General features: G+C 64.7%; 22 protein-coding genes. 8 read left to right on the top strand and 14 right to left on the bottom strand.

The window, feature by feature from the left end:
- Nucleotides 1-9: 9 nt before the first annotated feature.
- Nucleotides 10-435, bottom strand: a complete 426-nt coding sequence (locus tag E5Z01_RS06230) for a hypothetical protein (protein WP_135228577.1) — start codon at nucleotides 433-435, stop codon at nucleotides 10-12.
- A 9-nt stretch (nucleotides 436-444) separates the two neighbouring features.
- Nucleotides 445-900, bottom strand: coding sequence for a MarR family winged helix-turn-helix transcriptional regulator (locus E5Z01_RS06225; RefSeq protein WP_135228576.1), 456 nt, complete (start codon nucleotides 898-900; stop codon nucleotides 445-447).
- 60 nt (nucleotides 901-960) lie between these two features.
- Here E5Z01_RS06225 and E5Z01_RS06220 point away from each other — a divergent pair, with 60 nt between their 5' ends.
- Nucleotides 961-1521: a cupin domain-containing protein gene (locus E5Z01_RS06220; RefSeq protein WP_135228575.1), complete on the top strand. Its 561-nt coding sequence runs from the start codon at nucleotides 961-963 to the stop codon at nucleotides 1519-1521.
- Between the two features lie 39 nt (nucleotides 1522-1560).
- Here E5Z01_RS06220 and E5Z01_RS19915 read toward each other — a convergent pair whose 3' ends face one another.
- The 7 genes from E5Z01_RS19915 to E5Z01_RS20195 all read right to left on the bottom strand — a co-directional run bounded on the left by E5Z01_RS19915 (nucleotide 1561) and on the right by E5Z01_RS20195 (nucleotide 7151).
- On the bottom strand, nucleotides 1561-1722 hold the full coding sequence (locus E5Z01_RS19915) for a hypothetical protein (protein ID WP_240738208.1): 162 nt from the start codon (nucleotides 1720-1722) through the stop codon (nucleotides 1561-1563).
- Between the two features lie 163 nt (nucleotides 1723-1885).
- Complete coding sequence (locus E5Z01_RS06210) at nucleotides 1886-2173, bottom strand: hypothetical protein (RefSeq protein ID WP_135228573.1); 288 nt, start codon at nucleotides 2171-2173, stop codon at nucleotides 1886-1888.
- Between the two features lie 12 nt (nucleotides 2174-2185).
- Complete coding sequence (gene topA / locus E5Z01_RS06205; protein WP_167757794.1) at nucleotides 2186-5101, bottom strand: type I DNA topoisomerase; 2916 nt, start codon at nucleotides 5099-5101, stop codon at nucleotides 2186-2188.
- Between the two features lie 469 nt (nucleotides 5102-5570).
- Entirely contained in the window at nucleotides 5571-6092 is a 522-nt protein-coding gene (gene coaD, locus E5Z01_RS06200) for a pantetheine-phosphate adenylyltransferase (protein ID WP_119766617.1), read from the bottom strand.
- A 2-nt stretch (nucleotides 6093-6094) separates the two neighbouring features.
- Entirely contained in the window at nucleotides 6095-6640 is a 546-nt protein-coding gene (locus E5Z01_RS06195; RefSeq protein ID WP_135228571.1) for an RsmD family RNA methyltransferase, read from the bottom strand.
- Between the two features lie 31 nt (nucleotides 6641-6671).
- Nucleotides 6672-6917 carry a carboxymuconolactone decarboxylase family protein gene (locus E5Z01_RS19910; protein ID WP_240738207.1) on the bottom strand — a complete coding sequence of 82 codons (246 nt, stop codon included), beginning with the start codon at nucleotides 6915-6917 and terminating at the stop codon, nucleotides 6672-6674.
- Nucleotides 6918-7016: 99 nt separating this feature from the next.
- Nucleotides 7017-7151: a hypothetical protein gene (locus tag E5Z01_RS20195; protein WP_276321241.1), complete on the bottom strand. Its 135-nt coding sequence runs from the start codon at nucleotides 7149-7151 to the stop codon at nucleotides 7017-7019.
- Between the two features lie 237 nt (nucleotides 7152-7388).
- On the opposite strand from E5Z01_RS20195, the gene proB reads away from it, so the two are divergent.
- The 7 genes from proB to E5Z01_RS06155 all read left to right on the top strand — a co-directional run bounded on the left by proB (nucleotide 7389) and on the right by E5Z01_RS06155 (nucleotide 13531).
- On the top strand, nucleotides 7389-8480 hold the full coding sequence (proB, locus tag E5Z01_RS06185; RefSeq protein WP_135228570.1) for a glutamate 5-kinase: 1092 nt from the start codon (nucleotides 7389-7391) through the stop codon (nucleotides 8478-8480).
- Between the two features lie 131 nt (nucleotides 8481-8611).
- On the top strand, nucleotides 8612-9901 hold the full coding sequence (locus tag E5Z01_RS06180) for a glutamate-5-semialdehyde dehydrogenase (RefSeq protein WP_135228569.1): 1290 nt from the start codon (nucleotides 8612-8614) through the stop codon (nucleotides 9899-9901).
- 156 nt (nucleotides 9902-10057) lie between these two features.
- Nucleotides 10058-11893, top strand: coding sequence for a diguanylate cyclase (locus tag E5Z01_RS06175; protein WP_135228568.1), 1836 nt, complete (start codon nucleotides 10058-10060; stop codon nucleotides 11891-11893).
- Nucleotides 11894-11896: 3 nt separating this feature from the next.
- Complete coding sequence (locus E5Z01_RS06170; RefSeq protein WP_135228567.1) at nucleotides 11897-12400, top strand: GNAT family N-acetyltransferase; 504 nt, start codon at nucleotides 11897-11899, stop codon at nucleotides 12398-12400.
- Nucleotides 12401-12480: 80 nt separating this feature from the next.
- A complete protein-coding gene (locus E5Z01_RS06165; protein WP_135228566.1) occupies nucleotides 12481-12984 on the top strand; it encodes a DUF1999 domain-containing protein in 504 nt (167 codons plus the stop codon).
- Nucleotides 12985-12991: 7 nt separating this feature from the next.
- Complete coding sequence (locus E5Z01_RS06160; protein ID WP_135228565.1) at nucleotides 12992-13207, top strand: heavy-metal-associated domain-containing protein; 216 nt, start codon at nucleotides 12992-12994, stop codon at nucleotides 13205-13207.
- 3 nt (nucleotides 13208-13210) lie between these two features.
- Entirely contained in the window at nucleotides 13211-13531 is a 321-nt protein-coding gene (locus tag E5Z01_RS06155) for a DUF503 domain-containing protein (RefSeq protein ID WP_135228564.1), read from the top strand.
- Nucleotides 13532-13606: 75 nt separating this feature from the next.
- Here the strand turns inward: E5Z01_RS06155 and E5Z01_RS06150 are convergent, their stop codons facing one another.
- The 5 genes from E5Z01_RS06150 to E5Z01_RS06130 form a co-directional block, all read right to left on the bottom strand.
- Nucleotides 13607-14317 carry an ABC transporter ATP-binding protein gene (locus tag E5Z01_RS06150; RefSeq protein ID WP_135228595.1) on the bottom strand — a complete coding sequence of 237 codons (711 nt, stop codon included), beginning with the start codon at nucleotides 14315-14317 and terminating at the stop codon, nucleotides 13607-13609.
- 20 nt (nucleotides 14318-14337) lie between these two features.
- The gene (locus tag E5Z01_RS06145) at nucleotides 14338-15135 is read right to left on the bottom strand and encodes an ABC transporter ATP-binding protein (RefSeq protein ID WP_135228563.1); all 798 of its coding nucleotides are present in this window, start codon (nucleotides 15133-15135) and stop codon (nucleotides 14338-14340) included.
- Complete coding sequence (locus E5Z01_RS06140) at nucleotides 15132-16556, bottom strand: ABC transporter permease subunit (protein WP_135228562.1); 1425 nt, start codon at nucleotides 16554-16556, stop codon at nucleotides 15132-15134. The genes E5Z01_RS06145 and E5Z01_RS06140 overlap by 4 nt, the downstream gene beginning before the upstream one ends.
- 3 nt (nucleotides 16557-16559) lie before the next feature.
- Entirely contained in the window at nucleotides 16560-17549 is a 990-nt protein-coding gene (locus E5Z01_RS06135; RefSeq protein ID WP_135228561.1) for a branched-chain amino acid ABC transporter permease, read from the bottom strand.
- Nucleotides 17550-17761: 212 nt separating this feature from the next.
- Nucleotides 17762-18913 (bottom strand): branched-chain amino acid ABC transporter substrate-binding protein, encoded by a 1152-nt coding sequence (locus tag E5Z01_RS06130; RefSeq protein WP_135228560.1) that lies wholly within the window; start codon nucleotides 18911-18913, stop codon nucleotides 17762-17764.
- Nucleotides 18914-18940: the final 27 nt, after the last annotated feature.

Here is an 18940-nt window from a genome sequence, read left to right as displayed (position 1 = left end):
CAGACACCTTCACTCCTGGGCGGTCGGGCGGCTGCGGAAAGCCAGGAAGACCCCCACCCCATTCAGCAGCAGGGTCAGGGCGTATAGAAGCACCAGTTCACTGTGCACCAGCCAGTACAGGCACAGCAGTGCGCCCAGTGAGTGCAGGCTCACGCCGACGCGGTAGGTGTGCCACTCGTGCGGCGTACCGTACAGGCGCGTGCGCGGGTGCGGGTCGCGCATGGTGTCCAGCGCTTCCAGGTAACGGATGCTGGTCAGCACCCCGAACACCAGCAGGAAGCCCGCCAGGAACATCTGCCACAACCCCACGAATGGCCCCACCCGGCTGAATTCCAGGGCGCCCAGCAGAAAGTGCGCCATCGCCCCCGCCAGGCTGGACAGCGCCAGCCCCAGCGTTTTCGGGGTGCTGTAGTTGGGCGGGTCGCCAAGCGGCATGGGGCCAGTTTACGTTTCCGGCAGAAGCAGGCCACTCAGGGCGTCTTGCAGGGCGTGCCAGCGGTCTTCGCCGAGTTTGGCGCGGTATTCGTCGGCAATTTCGCGTTTCAGGGCATGGGCGTCTTGCAATAAGGCCTGTCCTTTGGCAGTGAAGGTGAGCAGCGCCGCGCGTCCGTCGCTGGGGTCAGGTTGGCGGGTCACGTACCCGCTTTTCTCCAGTTCGGTCACGAGCTGACTGGCGGCCTGCTTCGTCATGCCCGCCCGTTCGGCCAGGGTATTGATGCGCGTACCGTCAAGGTCAAGGAAGGGAATGATGTTCAGGTGCGCGGCGCTGAGCTGCGCGTGTCCCCGCGCGCGGAGTTTGTGCAGGGAGCGGGTGTTGAAGTCACGGTACGCCTGCTGAAGCTGCCGCCCGATGTGGTGCTGCCGGCCGTGTTGCAGTTGCTCGTCTGAAACCTTGCTCAAATAGTCAACCTCCTTGACTAAATTGGTCAAGCCAGTTTACCATTGCGCCAGGAGGACATCATGAACATCCCTCGCCCACACCACCAGACCACGCACACCACCGCCAACGCCACCGTCACGCCCCTCGCCACGCAGGGCAGCGGCGCAACACAGACCAGCGTCATCCGGCAGCGCATGGCCCCCGACCACGCCAACCCCACGCACACCTACACGCACGAAGAAATCATGGTGGTGCTCAGCGGAACGGTCAGCGTCACCGTAGGCGAGGACACCAGCGAACTGAGCAGCGGCGACACCCTGATCGTGCCGGCCAGCACCCCACACAGCGTCCGTAACCAGAGCAGTACGGCCGCCGAATGGCTGATCATCTCCCCCGCCGCCAGCCAGATCCACGGCCCAGACCACGCCGCCAGACGAGGAGGCATCAAGGGACACCGGAACACTGAGTCGCACCAGTTCAAGGCACAGCAGTCAGCTCACTCAGCGCACCTCCCTCGAACAACAAGTTCGCTTGCAGCGTGGCGCTTTCGGCCGGCAGGTAGCCCCTCGCATCCAATCCCACTTTCATCAGGAATTGCCCCGGACTGCGGGTATCGCACAACAGAAACCGCACCTCGGTAGCAATGAAGGCCAGCCCGGCGCTATTCCTACGTCGCCACGTCAGCCCATCAGCAAGAGGGTCGTGCCGTCACGAGTCGGCAGCACATCCCACATGGACGCCAGTTGATACCCCTCACCCGCCCGCAGGCGCACGAAATCCCCGTCGGGCAGGTCAACCACCGCCTCGCCTTTCAGGCACAGCAGCCAGCCTGGCGCATTCATACTCAACGGCCCCACCAACTGAATGACGCGCAAGCCACCCCCCGGCCCATCCCCAGGTAAGGCCACCCACACCCCAGGCGAACCCGCCGCCAACCGAACAAAATGCAGAGGCGCAGGCGGAATGGGGCGAGGAAGGCGAGGCATCTTCAGAAAATCCTTGAAATCAATCTACAAAACTGATTATTCCAGCGTTCTGCTGAATAGCATTGTCGAGAATCGCTACCAGTTCTCTATTGGCAAAATTGCCGATGGCAAGCGTGCGGAGTTCGTTCACTTGTTTTAGGTTCAACCTTGTGTCCTCAAAAGGATGAATGAGCAAATGCTGTGCCTCAGCCTCAATCCACAGACCTCGCGCCGCCATATGCTCTTGCAAGCTGATGCATCCAAGATGGATCAAACCCTCGGTGTTCTCGGGTTCAGAAAGCTCGTCACGCAAGGCAAAGATGTGCATAGATGCGGAGACCTACTCTCCCCGTGCCGCTTGATTCAGTTTCTTGCTGGCCTGTAACGCCATTCCCTTGGCTTTTTTCACATCCAGGCCGATTTCGGGGGCCACGTCCTCGACTTTGCGGCCCTGTTCGCGGGTGGCGGTAACGAGGCGGCGTTCCTGATCGGTCAGGACGCTCAGGTGGGGTTTCAGTTCGGTCCAGGTGAGGGGCGTTTTTGCGGGTGCTTTGGCTTTCGCGGCAGGTTTTTTAACTGCTGTTTTCTTGGCTGGGGCTTTCTTCGCGGCTGATCTCGTTGCTGTTTTGCTGGTGGTTTTTGCAGCGGTCTTGCGCGTTCCGGTTGTTTTTCCGGCTTTCTTCTGGGGTTCCTTGCCGCGTTCCTCCAGAATCTCCAGGGCGCGCTCGGCGCTCAGGTTGTCGGGCGTTTCCCCTTTGCGCAGGGTGGCGTTCTTCTCGCCGTCGGTGAGATACGGGCCGAAGCGTCCGTCCTTCAGTTGAATGGCGGCGCGGCCTTCGTACTCAAATGATTTCAGAGGCCCGGCGGGGGCGCTGCGGGCACGGAAACGCGGCAACAGGAACAGGGCTTCGGCTTCCTGCAACCCCACCGTAAAGATCTGCTCGTGGGTGGCGAGGCTGCGGCTGTCGGTGCCGCGTTTGATGTAGGGGCCGTACTTGCCGTTCATGGCCCAGATTTCCTCGCCGGCACTGGTGCCCACCAGGCGCGGCAGGCTCAGGAGTTGCAGGGCACGGTCCAGCGTGATGTCGTTGAGGTTGTCGCTCGGGAACAGGCTGGCGGTCTTGAGCGGCGGATTCTCGGCGCCCAGCGTGACGTAAGGGCCGTAGCGGCCAGCGCGGGCCAGCACCGGGTGCCCGGTTTCGGGATCGGTGCCGATCTCGCGGTCTCCGCTGGGGCGGGAGAGAAGTTCCTCGGCTTTCTCGGCGGTCAATTCGTCCGGCGCGAGGTCTTCCGGCAGGTTCGCCTTCGTTTCGCCGCGCTCCATGTACGGGCCATACCGCCCCACGCGCACCTCGATGCCGCTGCCCTCCAAGCGGGGCACGCGAATGGTGGCGATGCCCCGGGCGTCAATTTCGCCCATCTGCCGCTCGATGGTGGGTTTCAGAGCCATGCCCTGAACGTCCCCACTCTGGGACGGCTCACCCAGGTAGAAGCGCCTCAGGTACGGCACGCGGTGTTCGCGGCCCCCGGCGATGTCATCCAGGTCTTCTTCCATTTTGGCGGTGAAGTCGTAGTCGACCAGCCGACCGAAATGGTGCTCCAGCAGGGCTGAGGTGGCAAAAGCCGTCCAGGTGGGGGTTAACGCCTGGCCCTTCTTGGTGGCGTACCCCCGATCCTGAATGGTGCCGATGATGCTGGCGTAGGTGCTGGGTCGCCCGATGCCGGCGGCTTCCAGGGCCTGCACCAGGCTGGCTTCGGTGTAGCGGGCGGGCGGCTGGGTTTCGTGCCCCTCGGGTTTCACGCTGTCGGCGGTCACGCGCTCACCCTGCTTCAGGGGGGGAAGGGGCGTTTCGCGGTCTTCGAGGGCGGCGGCGGGGTCGTCACTGCCTTCCACGTAGGCGCGCAGGAAGCCGGGAAAGTCGATGGTGCGGCCCGAGGCACTCAGGGCCACGTCCTCCCCGCCCCCTCCATTTAAACGCTGCGCTTTGCCGCCGAGGCGCACACGCAGGCTGCGGCCTCTGGCGTCGGCCATCTGGCTGGCGACGGTGCGTTTCCAGATCAGGTCGTACAGGCGCAGCTCATCACCGCTCAGTTCATTCTTCAACTGATCCGGCGTGCGGAAGGTGCTGCCCGCCGGGCGAATAGCTTCGTGGGCTTCCTGGGCGTTCTTGGCTTTCTTGGTGTACACGCGGGGCTGCGGCGACAGGAAGTTCGCGCCGTACATCTGCGTGACCTGCTGGCGGGCGGCGGTCACGGCCTCGCTGCTCAGGTTGGTGCTGTCGGTGCGCATGTAGGTGATGTACCCGCCCTCGTACAGGCGCTGGGCGGCCCGCATGGTGCGCGTGGCGGCAAAGCCCAGCTTGCGGCTGCCTTCCTGCTGCAGGGTGGACGTAATAAAAGGTGGGTACGGCCGCTGCGTGAACGGTTTCTCCTCGGCAGAAACCACGCTCAGGGGCTGACCCTTCAACCCGTCGGCCAGCCCCCTGGCTTCCGTTTCGTTCAGCAGGCGGGCATTCGCGCCTTCCTTGAGTTTCCCGGTCAGCGGATCGAAGTCCTTCCCCGCTGCGAGTTTCTGACCGTTCACATCGGTGAGGCGGGCGGGGAAGAAATGCCCATCCTGCGTCATGGCGCTCACCAGCAAGTCCCACCAGGTCGCGGAAACGAACTTCATGCGCTCGCGTTCGCGTTCGACCAGCATACGGGTCGCCACACTCTGCACGCGCCCCGCACTCAGTTTCGGGGCCACTTTCTTCCACAGCACGGGGCTGACCTCGTACCCGTACAGCCTGTCCAGCGCCCGGCGGGCCTCCTGCGCTTCCACCAGATCCTTGTTGATCTGGCGCGGGTTGGCAATGGCCTGCTGAATGGCGTCCTTCGTGATCTCGTGGAACACCATGCGCTTCACCGGAACCTTCGGCTTCAACTCCTGGTACAGGTGCCAGGCGATGCTTTCGCCCTCGCGGTCATCGTCGGTCGCCAGGATGATCTCGTCGGCGTCCTGCGCCATCTTCTTCAGTTTCGCCACATGCTGCCGTTTCTCGGGAGCGACCACGTAGAGAGGCTGGAAGTCGTTCTCCACGTCCAGCCCCAGGCGTGCCCAGGCTTTCCCCTTGTACTTCTCGGGGATGTCGGCGGCACTTTTCGGCAAATCGCGGATATGCCCAATGCTGGACTCCACCGTGTACCCCTTTCCGAGGTACTTCTCGATGGTGCGGGCTTTGGCAGGCGATTCGACGATAACGAGGGTTTTGGACATAAGTAAGGAGAACTCCGTGGCTAAAGTTTGGTGGGAGCGTACCACGTCGCCTGACCACTTCATGAGGAACAGGGACGCATCACTGGTGCCGGTTCAATCTTCGGGCGCGGTTCATGGCGGCCTGCCGAGGGCATGACCGGGCTGAACTGGGCGGAGATCGCCGCAAAAGAGTACACCTTCGCTGAAGGCACGATTGTTAAGGAAATCCCGCCCGAGTTGCTGACCAGGCTGGGCGCACTTGAACAGAGATAACATTCCGAGGCTGGCCGAGTGCATCAAGCGCGGATTTTATATGGGTCGGGCACAAGCGCAGGCTCAGGCGGCGCAAAAGCAGTGAAACAGGGCGCTGCTGCACAGTCTGGAGCGCGGTGAGAAATCCCCCGCCAGTGGTGGGGTTCATGCTCGACGTGGTTGGGGCCGCGTTATTTGTCTTTGACCGACTGGGCGCTTCTGAATCCCACCAGAACGACTATCCCTGGTTCACGGCGCGTTCGGCGTACGCTTCGGCAAATTTAGTCTTGAGGGCGTCGGCGCTGACGCGCGGCACCATTTCGCTGATGTCGCCGCCGTAACTGGCGATCTCCTTGACCATGCTGCTGCTCACGAAACTCCAGCGGGTGGCGGCCATGATGAACACGGTCTCGGCCTCGCCGATCTGGCGGTTGAGGTGCGCGATCTGCAGTTCGTACTCGAAGTCACTGACGGCCCGCAGGCCACGAATAATCACGGCCTTGTACGGCGGGGCGTTCAGTTGCGCCACGTAATCGACCAGCAGGCCACTGAAACTGTCCACGCTGACGTTGGGCAGGTGGGCGGTGGCGGCCCGCAGGATGTGCAGGCGTTCCTCCAGGGTAAAGAGGTTCTTGCCCTGTTTGCGGGCGTTGTGCATGACGGTCATGGTGACCTGGTCGAACATGCGGCTGGCCCGCGTCAGGACGTCCATGTGTCCGCTGGTGATGGGGTCGAACGAACCCGGAAAAACGGCGGTGATGGTCATTCCTCTTTCACAGTACCTTTTTCGTAGATGCTGAGGGTGTTGCTGCCGTATTCACGCACGTCCAGGGTATAAGCGGGGTGCTCAGGCAGGCTCAGGCGATCCGGGTGCTGGCAGATCAGCAGGCCACCCTCGGTCAGGTGGTCGCTGTCCAGCAGGCGCCGGGTCAGGGCGGGAATGTCCGCTTCGTAGGGGGGGTCGCTGAAGATCAGGTCGAAACGTCCCAGGCGCGGAAGCAACTGACCGGCGTCCCCGCGCAGCACCTTGACCCGGAGTTCCAGTTGCCGGGCGTTGGTTTCCAGCGCCTTGAAAGCGCGGTTGTCCTTTTCTATGAAGGTCACGGCGTATCCCCGGCTGGCGGCCTCCAGGCCGATGGCGCCGCTGCCGCCGTGCAGGTCGAGGAAGGTGGGGAATTCGTCGGCGGGGGCGCGGGAAGCCAGCAGGTCAAAAAGGCCCTTGCGGAGGCGTACGCCGCTGGGTCGGGCACTCTCCGGCACTTTCAGTTCGCGGCCTTTGGCGCTGCCGCCCAGGATTCGGATGCTCAATGGGAAACCCTCATGCGGTACAGCATAGCGGTCAGCCTTCAGGTTTCTCCGTATACACGCGCCTGGCAGTGTTGAAGGCGCCCAGGGCAGCCGGCACACCCGCGTAAATGGCGACCCATTGCAGCACGTCGCTCAGGTCACGTTCGCTGACGCCCCTATTGGCGGTGGCTCGGACGTGGCCTCCCAGCTCCTTTCCGCGGCCCAGCGCGGCCAGCATACCCAGGGGAACCGTGTGGCGTTCGCGGTCGGTAAGACGGATTCCGCCCGATTCCCACATCGTCGGAACCCGTCTTTTCTCCTTCCAGTCGGATTGAATCCCCTAAGTTAGGGGATTCAATCGGAGTCGGTAAAAGATTGCTCCGTCCCACACGGCTCCTCAGGCGTACTCGGTCATGAAGCGCTGAAAGTCCGCACCGAAAGCGTCGGAGTCGCCCGCGAAGGCCCGGTCGACGTACCCCTGGCCCATGCCGCTGGCGCGTTTTTGCTTCCCCAGTTCCAGAGCATTTGACAAAAAGACGTTTTGTTTTTTGTCCGAGCGGCGCGAGTGAATTTAAACGAGCAGGACGGACTGGCACAGCCCCGAAGGGGAGAAGTGGTGTCCTCCGCAGAACGGAATTCAGAGAACTGCGCCAGCAGGTCTTTCTGATGGTCGGTCATGCTTTTACCGTAGGTGCGGGCGGAAGCGTGTAGCTGGGGGTCGTTTACACGGGCACCCATGAAAAAGTGCTCTGGCGGCTATGCTGGGCGTATGCGCGTGGTGTTGAAACTGGGAACGAGTGTCCTGACGGCCGGGTCGGATCGCCTGCACCGCCCGCGCCTGGTGGAGCTCATGCGTGACATTTCCGCCGTGCGCGCGGCCGGGCACGAGGTGGTGCTGGTCACCAGCGGCGCGGTGCTGGCGGGCTGGGAGGCGCTGGGTTTCCCGCCGCGTGACCGGACGCTGGCCGAAAAGCAGCTGCTGTCGGCGGTCGGCCAGAGCCGCCTGATGCACCTGTATGCGCTGGTGGCCGAACTGTACGGCCTGGACGTGGCGCAGATCCTGCTGACGGCGGCCGATTTCCGCCACCGCACGCGTTACCTGAACGCCCGCACCACCCTGGACAGCTGCCTGCGGCGCGGCGTGCTGCCGATCATCAACGAGAACGATGCGGTCGCCACCAGCGAAATCCGGGTGGGGGACAACGACACCCTCTCGGCCTTCGTGGCGAACCTGGCGGAAGCTGACCTGCTGGTCATCCTGACGGACGCGCCGGGCCTGTACACCGCCGACCCGCGCACCCACCCGGAAGCGACCCTGATTCCGGTGGTCGAGCGCGTCACGCCGGACGTGTGGGCGCTGGCGGGCGGGGCGGGCAGTCACCGGGGCACCGGCGGAATGCACACCAAAATCCAGGCGGCAGAGATCGCCACGCGGGCCGGCACGCCCGTGGTCGTTGCGCCGGGGGACGCGCCCGAGGCGCTGCGCCGCCTGGTGGCCGGCGAGGCGCTGGGCACGCGCTTTCTGGAAAACGGCACGCGCCTGGAAGCCCGCAAACGCTGGATTCTGGCCGAAATTGCGCCCGGCAGCGTCGAACTGGACGAGGGGGCCGCCCGCGCCGTGCGCGAACGCGGGGGAAGCCTGCTGCCCGCCGGTATTCACCGCGTGAACGGCCCCTTCGAGCGCGGCCACACCGTGCGCCTGCTGGGGCCGGGCGGCCAGGAAGTGGCCCGGGGCCTCACGCGCTACCCCAGCAGCGACCTGGCCCTGATCGCCGGACGCCACTCGCGCGACATCGAAGCCGTCCTGGGCTTCACCCATGGCCCCGAAGCGGTGCACCGCGACGACCTGGTGCGGTTGTAAGCCACCGCCGAGCTGCCCCTGCGCGGCACTTTCAGCACCTTCAGGTCGCAGAAACGCCCCGCCTATCCCGGAGCTGACCACGGGTCTCGACAACCCTCGGGTCTTCCCGCCACATCCCCTACACTGCGGGGATGACCACGGCCGTTTCCTCCAGTTCCTCCATCCGCGACCTGGCGGTGCGGGCCAAGCAGGCGGCCCGGACGCTGCGTTCCCTGCCTACAGTGCAGAAGGCCGAGGCCCTGCGCGCCATCGCGGCACAGTTGCGCTTGCGAGAGGACGTGATTCTGGCGGCAAATGCGCGGGACGTGCAGGCGGCGCTGGCGGCGGGCCTGCCGGGGCACATGGTGGACAGGTTGCGCCTGGACGCGCGGGCGCTGGAAGGCATCGCCTCGGATGTGGAAGCGGTGTCGCGCCTGCCGGATCCGGTGGGGGAAAGCAGTGCGGCGCGGACGCTGCCCAGCGGCATCACGGTGCGGCAGGTGCGCGTGCCGCTGGGGGTGCTGGGCGTCATTTACGAGAGCCGCCCGAACGTAACGGTGGACACCGCCACGCTGGCTTTAATGAGCGGCAACGCGGTCATTCTGCGCGGCGGCAAGGAGACGGTGCACAGCAACGCGGCGCTGGAAGAGGCCATTCACGCGGCCCTGCACGCCCAGAACCTGCCGGCAGGGGCAGTGCAGGTGATCCGCGACCCGGCGCGCGAGCGCATGCTGGAGCTGCTGCGGCTGGACGACCTGGTGGACGCCATCATTCCGCGCGGCGGGGCGGGCCTGCACCGCTTCTGCGTGGAGAACGCCACAGTGCCGGTCATCGTGGGCGGCATCGGGGTGGTTCACCTCTACCTCGACGGGTCGTTCGTGCAGGAAGGGCCAGATGTGCAGAAAGCGGCGGACATCGTGCTCAACGCCAAAACCCAGAAGCCCAGCGCCTGCAATGCCCTGGACACGCTGCTGGTGGGCCGGGCCGCGTTGCCGAAACTGCCCGAGGTGGTGCGGCCCCTCTTGCAGGCGGGCGTGACCCTGAAGGCCGACCCGGAAAGCCTGGCGCAGCTGGCCCAGGCCGGCCTGGACGCACAACCCGCCGCTGACGCCGATTACGGCACGGAATTCCTGGCATTGACCGCCAGCCTGAAAGTCGTGGAGGGGCTGGAGGAGGCGCTGGACTTCATCGCCGAACACGGCGGGCACACCGACGTGATCCTCACGCGGGACGACGCGCAGGCCGCCAGATTCATGCAGGACGTGGACAGCGCCGCCGTGATGGTGAACGCCAGCCCACGCTTCAACGACGGCGGACAGCTGGGCCTGGGGGCGGAGGTGGCGATCAGTACCCAGAAACTGCATGCTCGCGGCCCCATGGGTCTGCGTGAACTGACGACCAGTAAGTGGGTGGTGCAGGGGGACGGGCAGGTGCGTTCCTAGAGCATTTGACAAAAGAACGAAGTGCTTTTTGTCCGAGCGGACTGGCACAGCTCCGCAGGAGAGAATGGAGCGCTGGGGTGCCCTTCCGCAGAGCGCGTCATTCGGAGAACTGCTCTGAGTGCCAGCTTTGTGATGAAGCCTCCCTAGAATGGGGGCATGAAGGTGCGCCAGCTGATCTTGCTGTGGCAGCTGCCATTCTGGCTTTTGCTGCTGGGTTCGGCGCTGCTGCTCAACAGCGCGCTGGAGGGGCGGGTGACCGCCACCCGGCAGGCGACGCAGACCCGTATGCGGACCGAAGAACTGGCCGGCGTCTTGCAGGCGGTGGTGGATATGGAAACCAGCGTGCGGGGCTACGTGATTGTGGGCGACGAGGCCTTTTTGGAACCGTACCGGGCCGCGCAGGCGTCCCTGCCGCAGCGCTTCGAGCGGCTCAAGGAGCCGAACCGGCCGACCACCCGCACGGAAGTGCTGCGCCTGGAAGCGCTGCTGAAGCGCTGGCAAATCGAGGTGGCCGACCCGGAGATTACCGCGCGCCGGGCTGGACAGGAGGCCGAGGCACGCCGCCTGGTGCAGCGTGGCACCGGCAAGCGCCTGATCGATCAGGTGCGCGCCCAGATCCAGGTGCTCAACCGGAGCGAGGTGCAGCACCTCAGGGCCGATGAAACCAGGGCGGCCCGGCAGCTTCAGCATTTGCGGCGGGCGCTGCTGGCGGCCGGGCTGCTGCTGCTGGCGGGCAGCGTGGCGGCCACCGTGGTGCTGGCCTCCCGGCTGACTCGGGCGTTTCAGGCGCTGGCGCTCGCCGCGCAGCGGCTCAGTGCCGGGGAGCCGGACGTGCGGGTGGCCCCCAGCGGCGTGCAGGAGTTCCAGCAGATCGGGGCGGCCTTCAATACCATGAGTGCCGAGTTGCAGGAGTCTCAGGCGCTGGCGCAGTCGCGGCAGGTCGACCTGGAGCAGCGCAATACCCAGATGCGCTCGCTGAGTGAACTGAGTGACTGGCTTCAGGCGGCGCGTTCCCTGAACGAGGGGGCGGAGGTGCTGGGCCGCGCCCTGCCTGCGCTGCTGCCGGACACACAGGGCACGCTGCTGATGTTCAATGCCTCGCGCAATCTGCTGACGCCATTGGTAGCGTGGGGGTTGCCGGAAGGGGCGGCGCGGGCATCCTCGCCGGATGAATGCTGGGCGCTGAGGCGCGGTGAGGCGCGCTTCCCGGACGAGGGCCGTTTCGCACCGCCGTGCCTGTCGAGCGGCCTTCCGGGCAACCGCGAGTACATGTGTTTCCCCCTGTTCGTGCACGGGGAAACGCTGGGCGTGCTGCGCTTCCAGGGCGCGAGTGCAGAGCCTCCACTTCTTTTTGCCGATAAAACCGAGCTGAGGCACCTGCTGGTGCCCCTGACGCGCCAGCTGGGGCTGGCCCTCTCGGCCCTGCAACTTCAGGACAGGTTGCGCGATCAGTCGCGCCGCGACCCCCTGACCGGCCTGGCAAACCGCCGTCACCTGGAAGAAGAACTGGACAGGCAGGTGAGTCTGTCGGTCAGCACAGCTTCGCCGCTCTCGCTGGTGGCGCTGGACATCGATCATTTCAAGCGCCTCAACGACACCTTCGGCCATGACGCCGGCGACGCCGTGCTGGTGCAGATGGGGCAGACGCTGCGCAAACTTACCCCGGCGGGCGCCCTGGCCGCGCGGCCCGGCGGCGAGGAATTCTGCCTGCTGCTGCCCGGCTTCACAGGCGACGAGGCCCTGGCCCTGGCCGAGCAGGTCAGGGCCGCCATCGAGGGCTGGTCGCTGGCGCACGCGGGCATCTCGCTGGGCCGCATCACCGCGTCCCTGGGCGTCTCGACCTGGGGCGACACCGCGACCTCCGGCCCGGCCCTGGTCAAGGCCGCCGATGAGGCGCTGTACCAGGCCAAGCACGCCGGGCGCAACCGCGTGGTGCTGGCCGGTACCCGTCTGGATGAACCTCAGACCGACACGGCGGAACCCCTATCCTGACTTATGACCGCCCCCACCGTGACCGTCCGCCCCGCCACCCGCGAGGATGTCCCCGCCATTCTGGACATCTACAATCACGCGGTCATTCACACCACCGCCACCTACGACCTGGAGCCGGTCAGCCTCGCCTCGCGCCTGGCCTGGTTCGACGAGAAAACCCAGTCCGGCTGGCCGGTGTGGGTCGCCGAAAAGGCGGAGGAAGTGCTCGGCTGGGCTACATATGGCCCCTTTCGGGCCAAAGCCGGCTACGACCTGACTGCTGAGCACAGCGTGTATGTCAGGGACGGCGTGCGCGGCCAGGGCGTGGGCCGCCGGCTCATGCTGCCCCTGATCGAGGATGCCCGGCAGCGCGGCCTGCACGTCCTGATCGGCGGAGTCGACGCTGACAACGCGGGGAGCATTGCGTTTCACGAGGCCCTGGGGTTTGACCAGGGCGTGCGGCTGCGCGAAGTCGGACGCAAATTCGACCGCTGGCTCGACGTCCAGTTCATGCAACTCTTCCTGTAATCCACTGGCCACCGCTACGCGGCTCCGGAAGTTTCGCACCCCCGCACTCCCTCACCCCACCTCCCTTTACACTAACCCCCATGGAATTCCGTTTTTTCGGCGAGCCGGATTACGCTGCCTTGCAGGAGCTGGATTTACTGGTGCAACGCCACCTGGAACCGCATTTCGATGCCTTGCCGGAACGCGAGCGCGAGGGCCGTTTAAGTACGAGTGCTGCTGCCCTGAAGTTTTACGAGCGCAGTGAGCATTCTTTCGTGGCGGACGACGGCACGGGCGTTCAGGGGTTCATTCTGGCTCAGAGTGTGTGGCAGGGGGACAGGCCGATTGTGCTGATCAGAACCGTGGCGGTGCGGCCTGGCACGGACGAGGCGGTGGTGCGCGGCCTGCTGCACGCGGCGGTGAAAAGTGCTTACGACACGGCGGTGTACGAGGTTCATGTGCCCGTGAGTGCGGCCCTGGCGGAGGCGGTGCAGGAGGAGGAAGCGCACGTGCTGGGGCGGTACGCGGTGGTTCACCTGGGCACGCGGGCGCTGTCGGCTCCGGGTGAAAAACTTACGAAAACTGTCAGAGTGCCCGGCGCATAATGGGGGTATGACTGCTAAGCCGACTCGTGTGCTGTTGGGTGTTCGTGGAATGAATAAGGAGGCCGGGGTGCGCGTGGCGGCGGCCCTGGAGGGCATGCCGGGCGTCAGCCGGGCCATGCCCGATGAGGGCCAGATCGAGGTTCATTACGATCCGTCGTCGCACACGATCATGGACCTGGTGCGGACGGTGCGCGGGCAGGGCTTCCTGGCCGGAATGCTGTAAGCCGTGTCACTGGGTTACGTGGGCGTGCTGACAGTGCGCCTGGAAATGCCGTGGGTGGGGAACCTGAAGGAGAAACGGGCGATGGTGCGCCCGGTGGTGGAGCGCCTGAAGTCGCGTTTTCCCCTGACGGTGGCCCGGCTGGACGGCCTGGATGCGCACGACTGGGAGGTGATCGGCGTGGCGACCCTCTCGAACGATTACGGCTGGGTGCAGGAGACGCTGAAGATGGCGGCGGATTACATCGCGGCTGAGGGTGAGTACACCGTCACCGAGGAGAACGTGGAGATCACGGTCATCGGGGATGACGACGATGAGGAGGAATAACCCTCAGCAACGCAAAAGGCCGGAGCACTCAGCCCCGGCCCTTTTCTTTTTCCATCGACTATCGGCCGTTGACGTTTACTCGTCGCCCAGGTACGCCTTGCGCACGGTCTCGTCGGCGGCGATGTCAGCGGCGTTGCCGGACAGTTTGATCTCACCGGTCTGGAGGACGTAGGCGCGGTTGGCGATGGCCAGGGCCATGCTGGCGTTCTGCTCGACCAGCAGGATGGTGGTGCCGCGCTCCTTGTTGAGGCGCTCGATGATGTCGAAGATGGCTTCCACGAAGAGGGGCGAGAGGCCCATGCTGGGCTCGTCGAGCAGCAGCAGTTTGGGGGCCACCATCAGGGCGCGCGCGATGGCCAGCATCTGCTGCTCCCCGCCTGACATGGTGCCGCCGAGCTGGGTCTCGCGTTCCTTGAGTCGCGGGAACAGCGCGAAGCCTTCCTGAATGCGCTCCTCGACCGTTTTCTTGTTACTGACGGTGTAGGCGCCGACTTCCAGGTTCTCGCGGACGGTCAGCTGCGGGAAAATCCGGCGGCCTTCGGGAACGTGGCTCATGCCGCGCCCCATGATGGTGTGCGAAGGCACGCCGCTGACGTTTTGCCCCAGGTAGCTGACGCTGCCCTGCTTGGGCTTCATCATGCCGGAAATGGTGCGCAGGGTGGTGGTTTTGCCCGCACCGTTGCCGCCGATCAGGGCCACGATCTCGCCCTGGTTCACGGTCATGCTCAGGCCCTTGAGGGCGTGAATCTGGCCGTAGTAGGTGTGAATGTCGCTCAGTTCGAGCATGGGGGTCGAGGTGCTGGCAGTCACAGGCGGGCCTCCTTGCCGTGGTCGCCGGCGGCGGCGCCGCGTCCCAGGTACGCTTCCATGACCTCGGGGTTGTTGCGGACTTCGTGCGGCAAGCCCTCGGCCAGTTTGCTGCCGTAGTTCAGCACGGTGATGTTTTCACTGAGGGTCATGACCAGACGCATGTCGTGCTCGATCAGGACGACTGTAACGCCCAGCTCGTCGCGGATGGCGCGAATCAGGGCCTTGAGGTCTTCCGTTTCGCGGGGGTTCATGCCGGCGGCGGGCTCGTCCAGCAGGATCAGCTTGGGCGTGGTGGCCAGCGCGCGGGCAATTTCCAGTTTGCGCTGGTCGCCGTAGGGCAGGCTAGTGGACAGCTCGTTACGCCACTTGCTCAGGCCCACGAAGTCCAGCATCAGGCGGGCGGTGTCCAGCGCTTCCTGCTCGTCGTGGCGGAACTTGCCGCTGCGCAAGATCGCGTCCCAATAGCTGCTTTTCAGCCGCACACCGCGCCCCAGCATGATGTTTTCCTCGGCGGTCATGCTGGGAAACAGCCGAATGTTCTGGAAGGTGCGGCTGATGCCGGCATCCACCACCTGATCCGGGCGCAGGCCCACCAGACTCTTGCCGGCCAGGTTGATGGTGCCCTTGTCTGGGGTGTAGATGCCGGTAATCAGGTTGAAGAAGGTGGTCTTGCCCGCCCCGTTCGGCCCGATCACGCTGATGATCCCGCGTTCGGGCACCTGGAAAGTCACGTCGTTCACGGCGGTCAACCCGCCGAAAGTTTTAGTCAATCCCTGCACGTCGAGGATGCTCATTTCTCACTTCCCGTTCGTTCGTTGTCCCGGCGCGTCGCCAGCCCCGGCGAGCGCGTCTCTGCGCCGCTGCCGTCCCGCAGGTGGCCGCCCAGTTCACCGCCGTGATTCAGGTTCTCGGTGGTGATGCTGTCCACGGCAGGATGCTCGTCGTCGCTGTGCATCTCGTGCTTGCGGCGCTCGCTGGGCAGCAGGCCCTCGGGGCGGTAGAGCATCATGAACACCAGCACCAGCCCGAAAATCAGGCGCTGGTACTTGCTGGGATCGAGGTTCTGGTTGATGTTCGGGAAGCTCGATTGCAGCACTTCACTGAGGGTGGGCAGCACCATCAGGTTCAGCATGGTGACCACGATGGCCCCCAGGATCACGCCGGGGATGTTGCCCATGCCGCCCAGGATCACCATGCTCATCACGCCGATCGACTGGAAGTAGTCGAAGCTCTTGGGGTCGATGAAGGCCTGCTTGGCAGCGAAGATCACGCCCATGGCGCCGGCGAAACTGGCGCCGGTGGCGAAGGCCAGCAGCTTGGTTTTCAGCAGCGGCACGCCCATGGCCTGCGCGGCCACCTCGTCTTCACGAATGGCGATCCAGGCGCGGCCGATCTTGCTGCGGTCCAGGCGCTGGTTCACGACGATGGTCACGGCGATGACGCCCAGCACCAGGATGTAAAGGAAGAACAGGCGGTACTGATCCTCGGCGAAGCCCAGGGTGTGCGCCAGGCTGTTCAGCCACGGCACCGGCGCACTCTCGATGGCGTCGATGCCCTGCGGGCCGTTGGTGACCGACAGGTTGTTGGCGAAAATGCGGATCACTTCGCCCAGGCCCAGCGTCACGATGGCGAGGTAATCGCCCTTGAGTTTCAGCACCGGCAGGCCGATCAGAACGCCCACGCCCGCAGCGGCGGCCACAGCCAGGGGAATAAACAGCCAGAAGTACGCGGGGTTGATGCCGTTAGCAAACGCCGGGTTTCCAGTCACTTCCGCGAACTGCGGACTGCCGAAAATCCCCCACAGGTACGCCCCCACCGCGAAGAAGGCGATGTACCCCAGGTCGAGCAGGCCCGCCAGACCCACCACGATATTGAGTCCCAGCGCCAGCGCCGAGAAGATCATCATCTGAATCATCAGGTCGAAGTAACTGGTGTTCGAGCGGCCCATGAACGGCAGCACGAACACGATGGCGGCGGCAAAGACCAGCATCTTGGCCCAGGGCGCGGCCTTCCACTGGTAGGCGAACAGCAGGCTCAGCAGGAAACCGCCGAACAGCACGGGTTGCAGCATTTTCATGGGGCCGTCGGCCACCAGGTCACGCATGAACACCAGCAGCAGGCCGGAAATGGCGGTGTAGGCCAGCAGCAGCCAGGTGCGGTCGCCGCCGACGGGTCTGGTTTTCAGGGGGTTGGGCCGGACAGGTGCAGTGGTCATGGCTTACACCTTCTCCGTGGTGGCCTTGCCGAGCAGCCCGGCAGGTTTGAAGAACAGAATCAGGATCAGGGCCAGGAACGCGCCCAGATCCTTGTACTCCGCCTTGATGGCTCCCAGCCAGTGCAGGCCGGGAATCCCCTGAAAGAGGCTGACGACGCCCAGGAAGGTTTCCACCCAGCCCAGCACCAGGCCGCCCAGCATCGCGCCGGGAATGTTGCCGATGCCGCCCAGCACGGCGGCTGTGAAGGCCTTCATGCCAGGAATCGTGCCGCTGTAGGCATTGAGGGCCTGGTACTTCATGGCGAACATCACGCCGCCCAGACCACCCAGGGCACCCCCGATCAGAAAGGTCAGGCTGATGATGCTGTCACTGTTGATGCCCATCAGCCCCGAGGTCTGGCGGTCGTGCGCGACGGCCCGCATGGCGCGCCCCATACGCGTGTGGTTGACCAGCAGGTTCAGGCCCAGCATCATCAGACCCGCCACCCCGATCAGGATGATGTCCTTGACCTGCAGGTTCAGCAGGCTGATATTCACGCCCAGGAAGGTCGTGATGGAATTGGTAAAGCCTTTAGGCAGGTTAACGCTCAGGTCGAACAGACCCCTCACCCCCACCAGAAAGCGCAGGCTGTCCTGCAGCACCAGCGACACGCCGATGGCCGTGATCAGGGGTACCAGCCGCTGTGCGCCGCGCAGCGGGCGGTAGGCCAGGCGCTCAATCAGGACATTCAGGCCCCCGGAAACGAACATGGCGGCCAGGCACGCCACGATCAGCTTCAGGTAACCGTTCAGACTGGCGTCCTTGAGGGCTTCAAAAACGAAATATCCGACAATGCCCCCGGCGATGAAAACTTCCGAGTGCGCGAAATTGATGAGTTGCAGCACGCCGTACACCATGGTGTAACCCAGGGCGATGATGGCGTACAGCACTCCGAGGCTCAGGCCGCCGACGGCCACCTGAAGCAAAATGGTGCCTATTGTTTGTAAATCCATGTTTCTTCACCTGCTGAACCTTATTCCCCCACCTGCCGGGAGGGCGCGTCCTGTCTAACTGTCAGGGGCCGAATTGACTTGCCGTGATTCAGCGTGTCGTGAGTGGGGTTTTCTGCGTTCAGGGCGAGGGGGCGGCACGGTCACCCGTCCGCCCCCTGCCCTCTTCGCCTGCCCTGGGCGGGGGTCAACCCGCGCCGGATCAGGCCCCCCGCTTACTTGCGGATGACGTTGACGGTGCCGGCGGTGCTGCGGTTCCCGTCCTTCACGGCGATGACGTACATCTTGGCGGTCATGCGGTCGCCGTTCTTGTCGAATTTGACTTCGCCGGTGGTCAGGTTCTTGAAGGTGCCGCTGCGCACGGCGGTTTCCACCTGGGCGCGGGTGGGCACCTTGTTCTTGTTGAGTTTGTAGGCGTTCAGGATGCCCTGCAGCAGCACCTTGGCGGAGTCGTAGCTCATCACGCCGAAGCCCTGGATGTCCTGGTTGAAGGTCTTCTGGTAGGCGGCGGCGGCGTTCTTCGCGGCGGGCACGGCGTCGACGGGCGGGGCGACGGTGGTGAAGTAGATGTTGTTCGCGCCCGATCCGGCCAGTTTCACCAGGTCGTCACTGTCGAAGCCGTCCCCGCCGATGATGGGCGTGGTGATGCCCTTGTCGCGCAGTTGCTTGGCGAAGGGGCCGACCTGGCCGTACAGCCCGCCGAAGTAGATGGCGTCGGGCTTGAGGGCCTGGATCTTGGTGATGATGGCGGTGAAGTCGCGTTCCTCGGCGGCCACGCCCTCCGATTGCACGACGCTGACGCCCTTGGCCTTCATGGCCTTCTCGGCCTGTTCGGCCAGGCCCTGACCGTAGGGGGTCTTGTCGTTCAGGACGTACACCTTCTTGGCTTTGAGGTTGTCGGCCACGAAGTCGCCGCCCGCCGGCCCCTGCGCGTCGTCACGGGCGCAGATGCGGTTCATGTTCTTCAGGCCGCGATCCGTGACTTTCTCGTTGGTGTTGGCGGGGCTGACGAAGGTCAGTTTGCTGGGGGCCACGGCGGCGCTGGCAGGAATCACGACGCCGCTGTTCAGGGTGCCGACCACGCCCAGCACGGCCTTGTCGGCGGCGGCGCGGCGGGCGGCGGCGGTACCGGTGGCGGGGTCGGCCTGGTCGTCGTAGGCGACCAGCGAGAGGGTCATGCCCGCCTTGGCAAATTCGGCCTTCATTTCGTTTACGGCGAGTTGTGCGCCGTTCTTGATTTGCAGGCCGAGGTTGCTGTTGCTGCCTGACAGGGGGCTGATGGAGGCGATCTTGACGACGGTGGCGGCGTGGGCGCTGCCGAGCGTCAGGGCGGCGAGGATGGAAAGACTGAGGGCGGTTTTCTTCATGAATCCTCCAGGGTTAATAAGGCGCTT

It is taken from the genome of Deinococcus fonticola (assembly GCF_004634215.1).
GTDB classification, from domain to species: Bacteria; Deinococcota; Deinococci; order Deinococcales; family Deinococcaceae; genus Deinococcus; species Deinococcus fonticola.
Note: the sequence above shows the minus strand (reverse complement) of the source record. Positions and strands in the feature narration are given on the sequence as shown.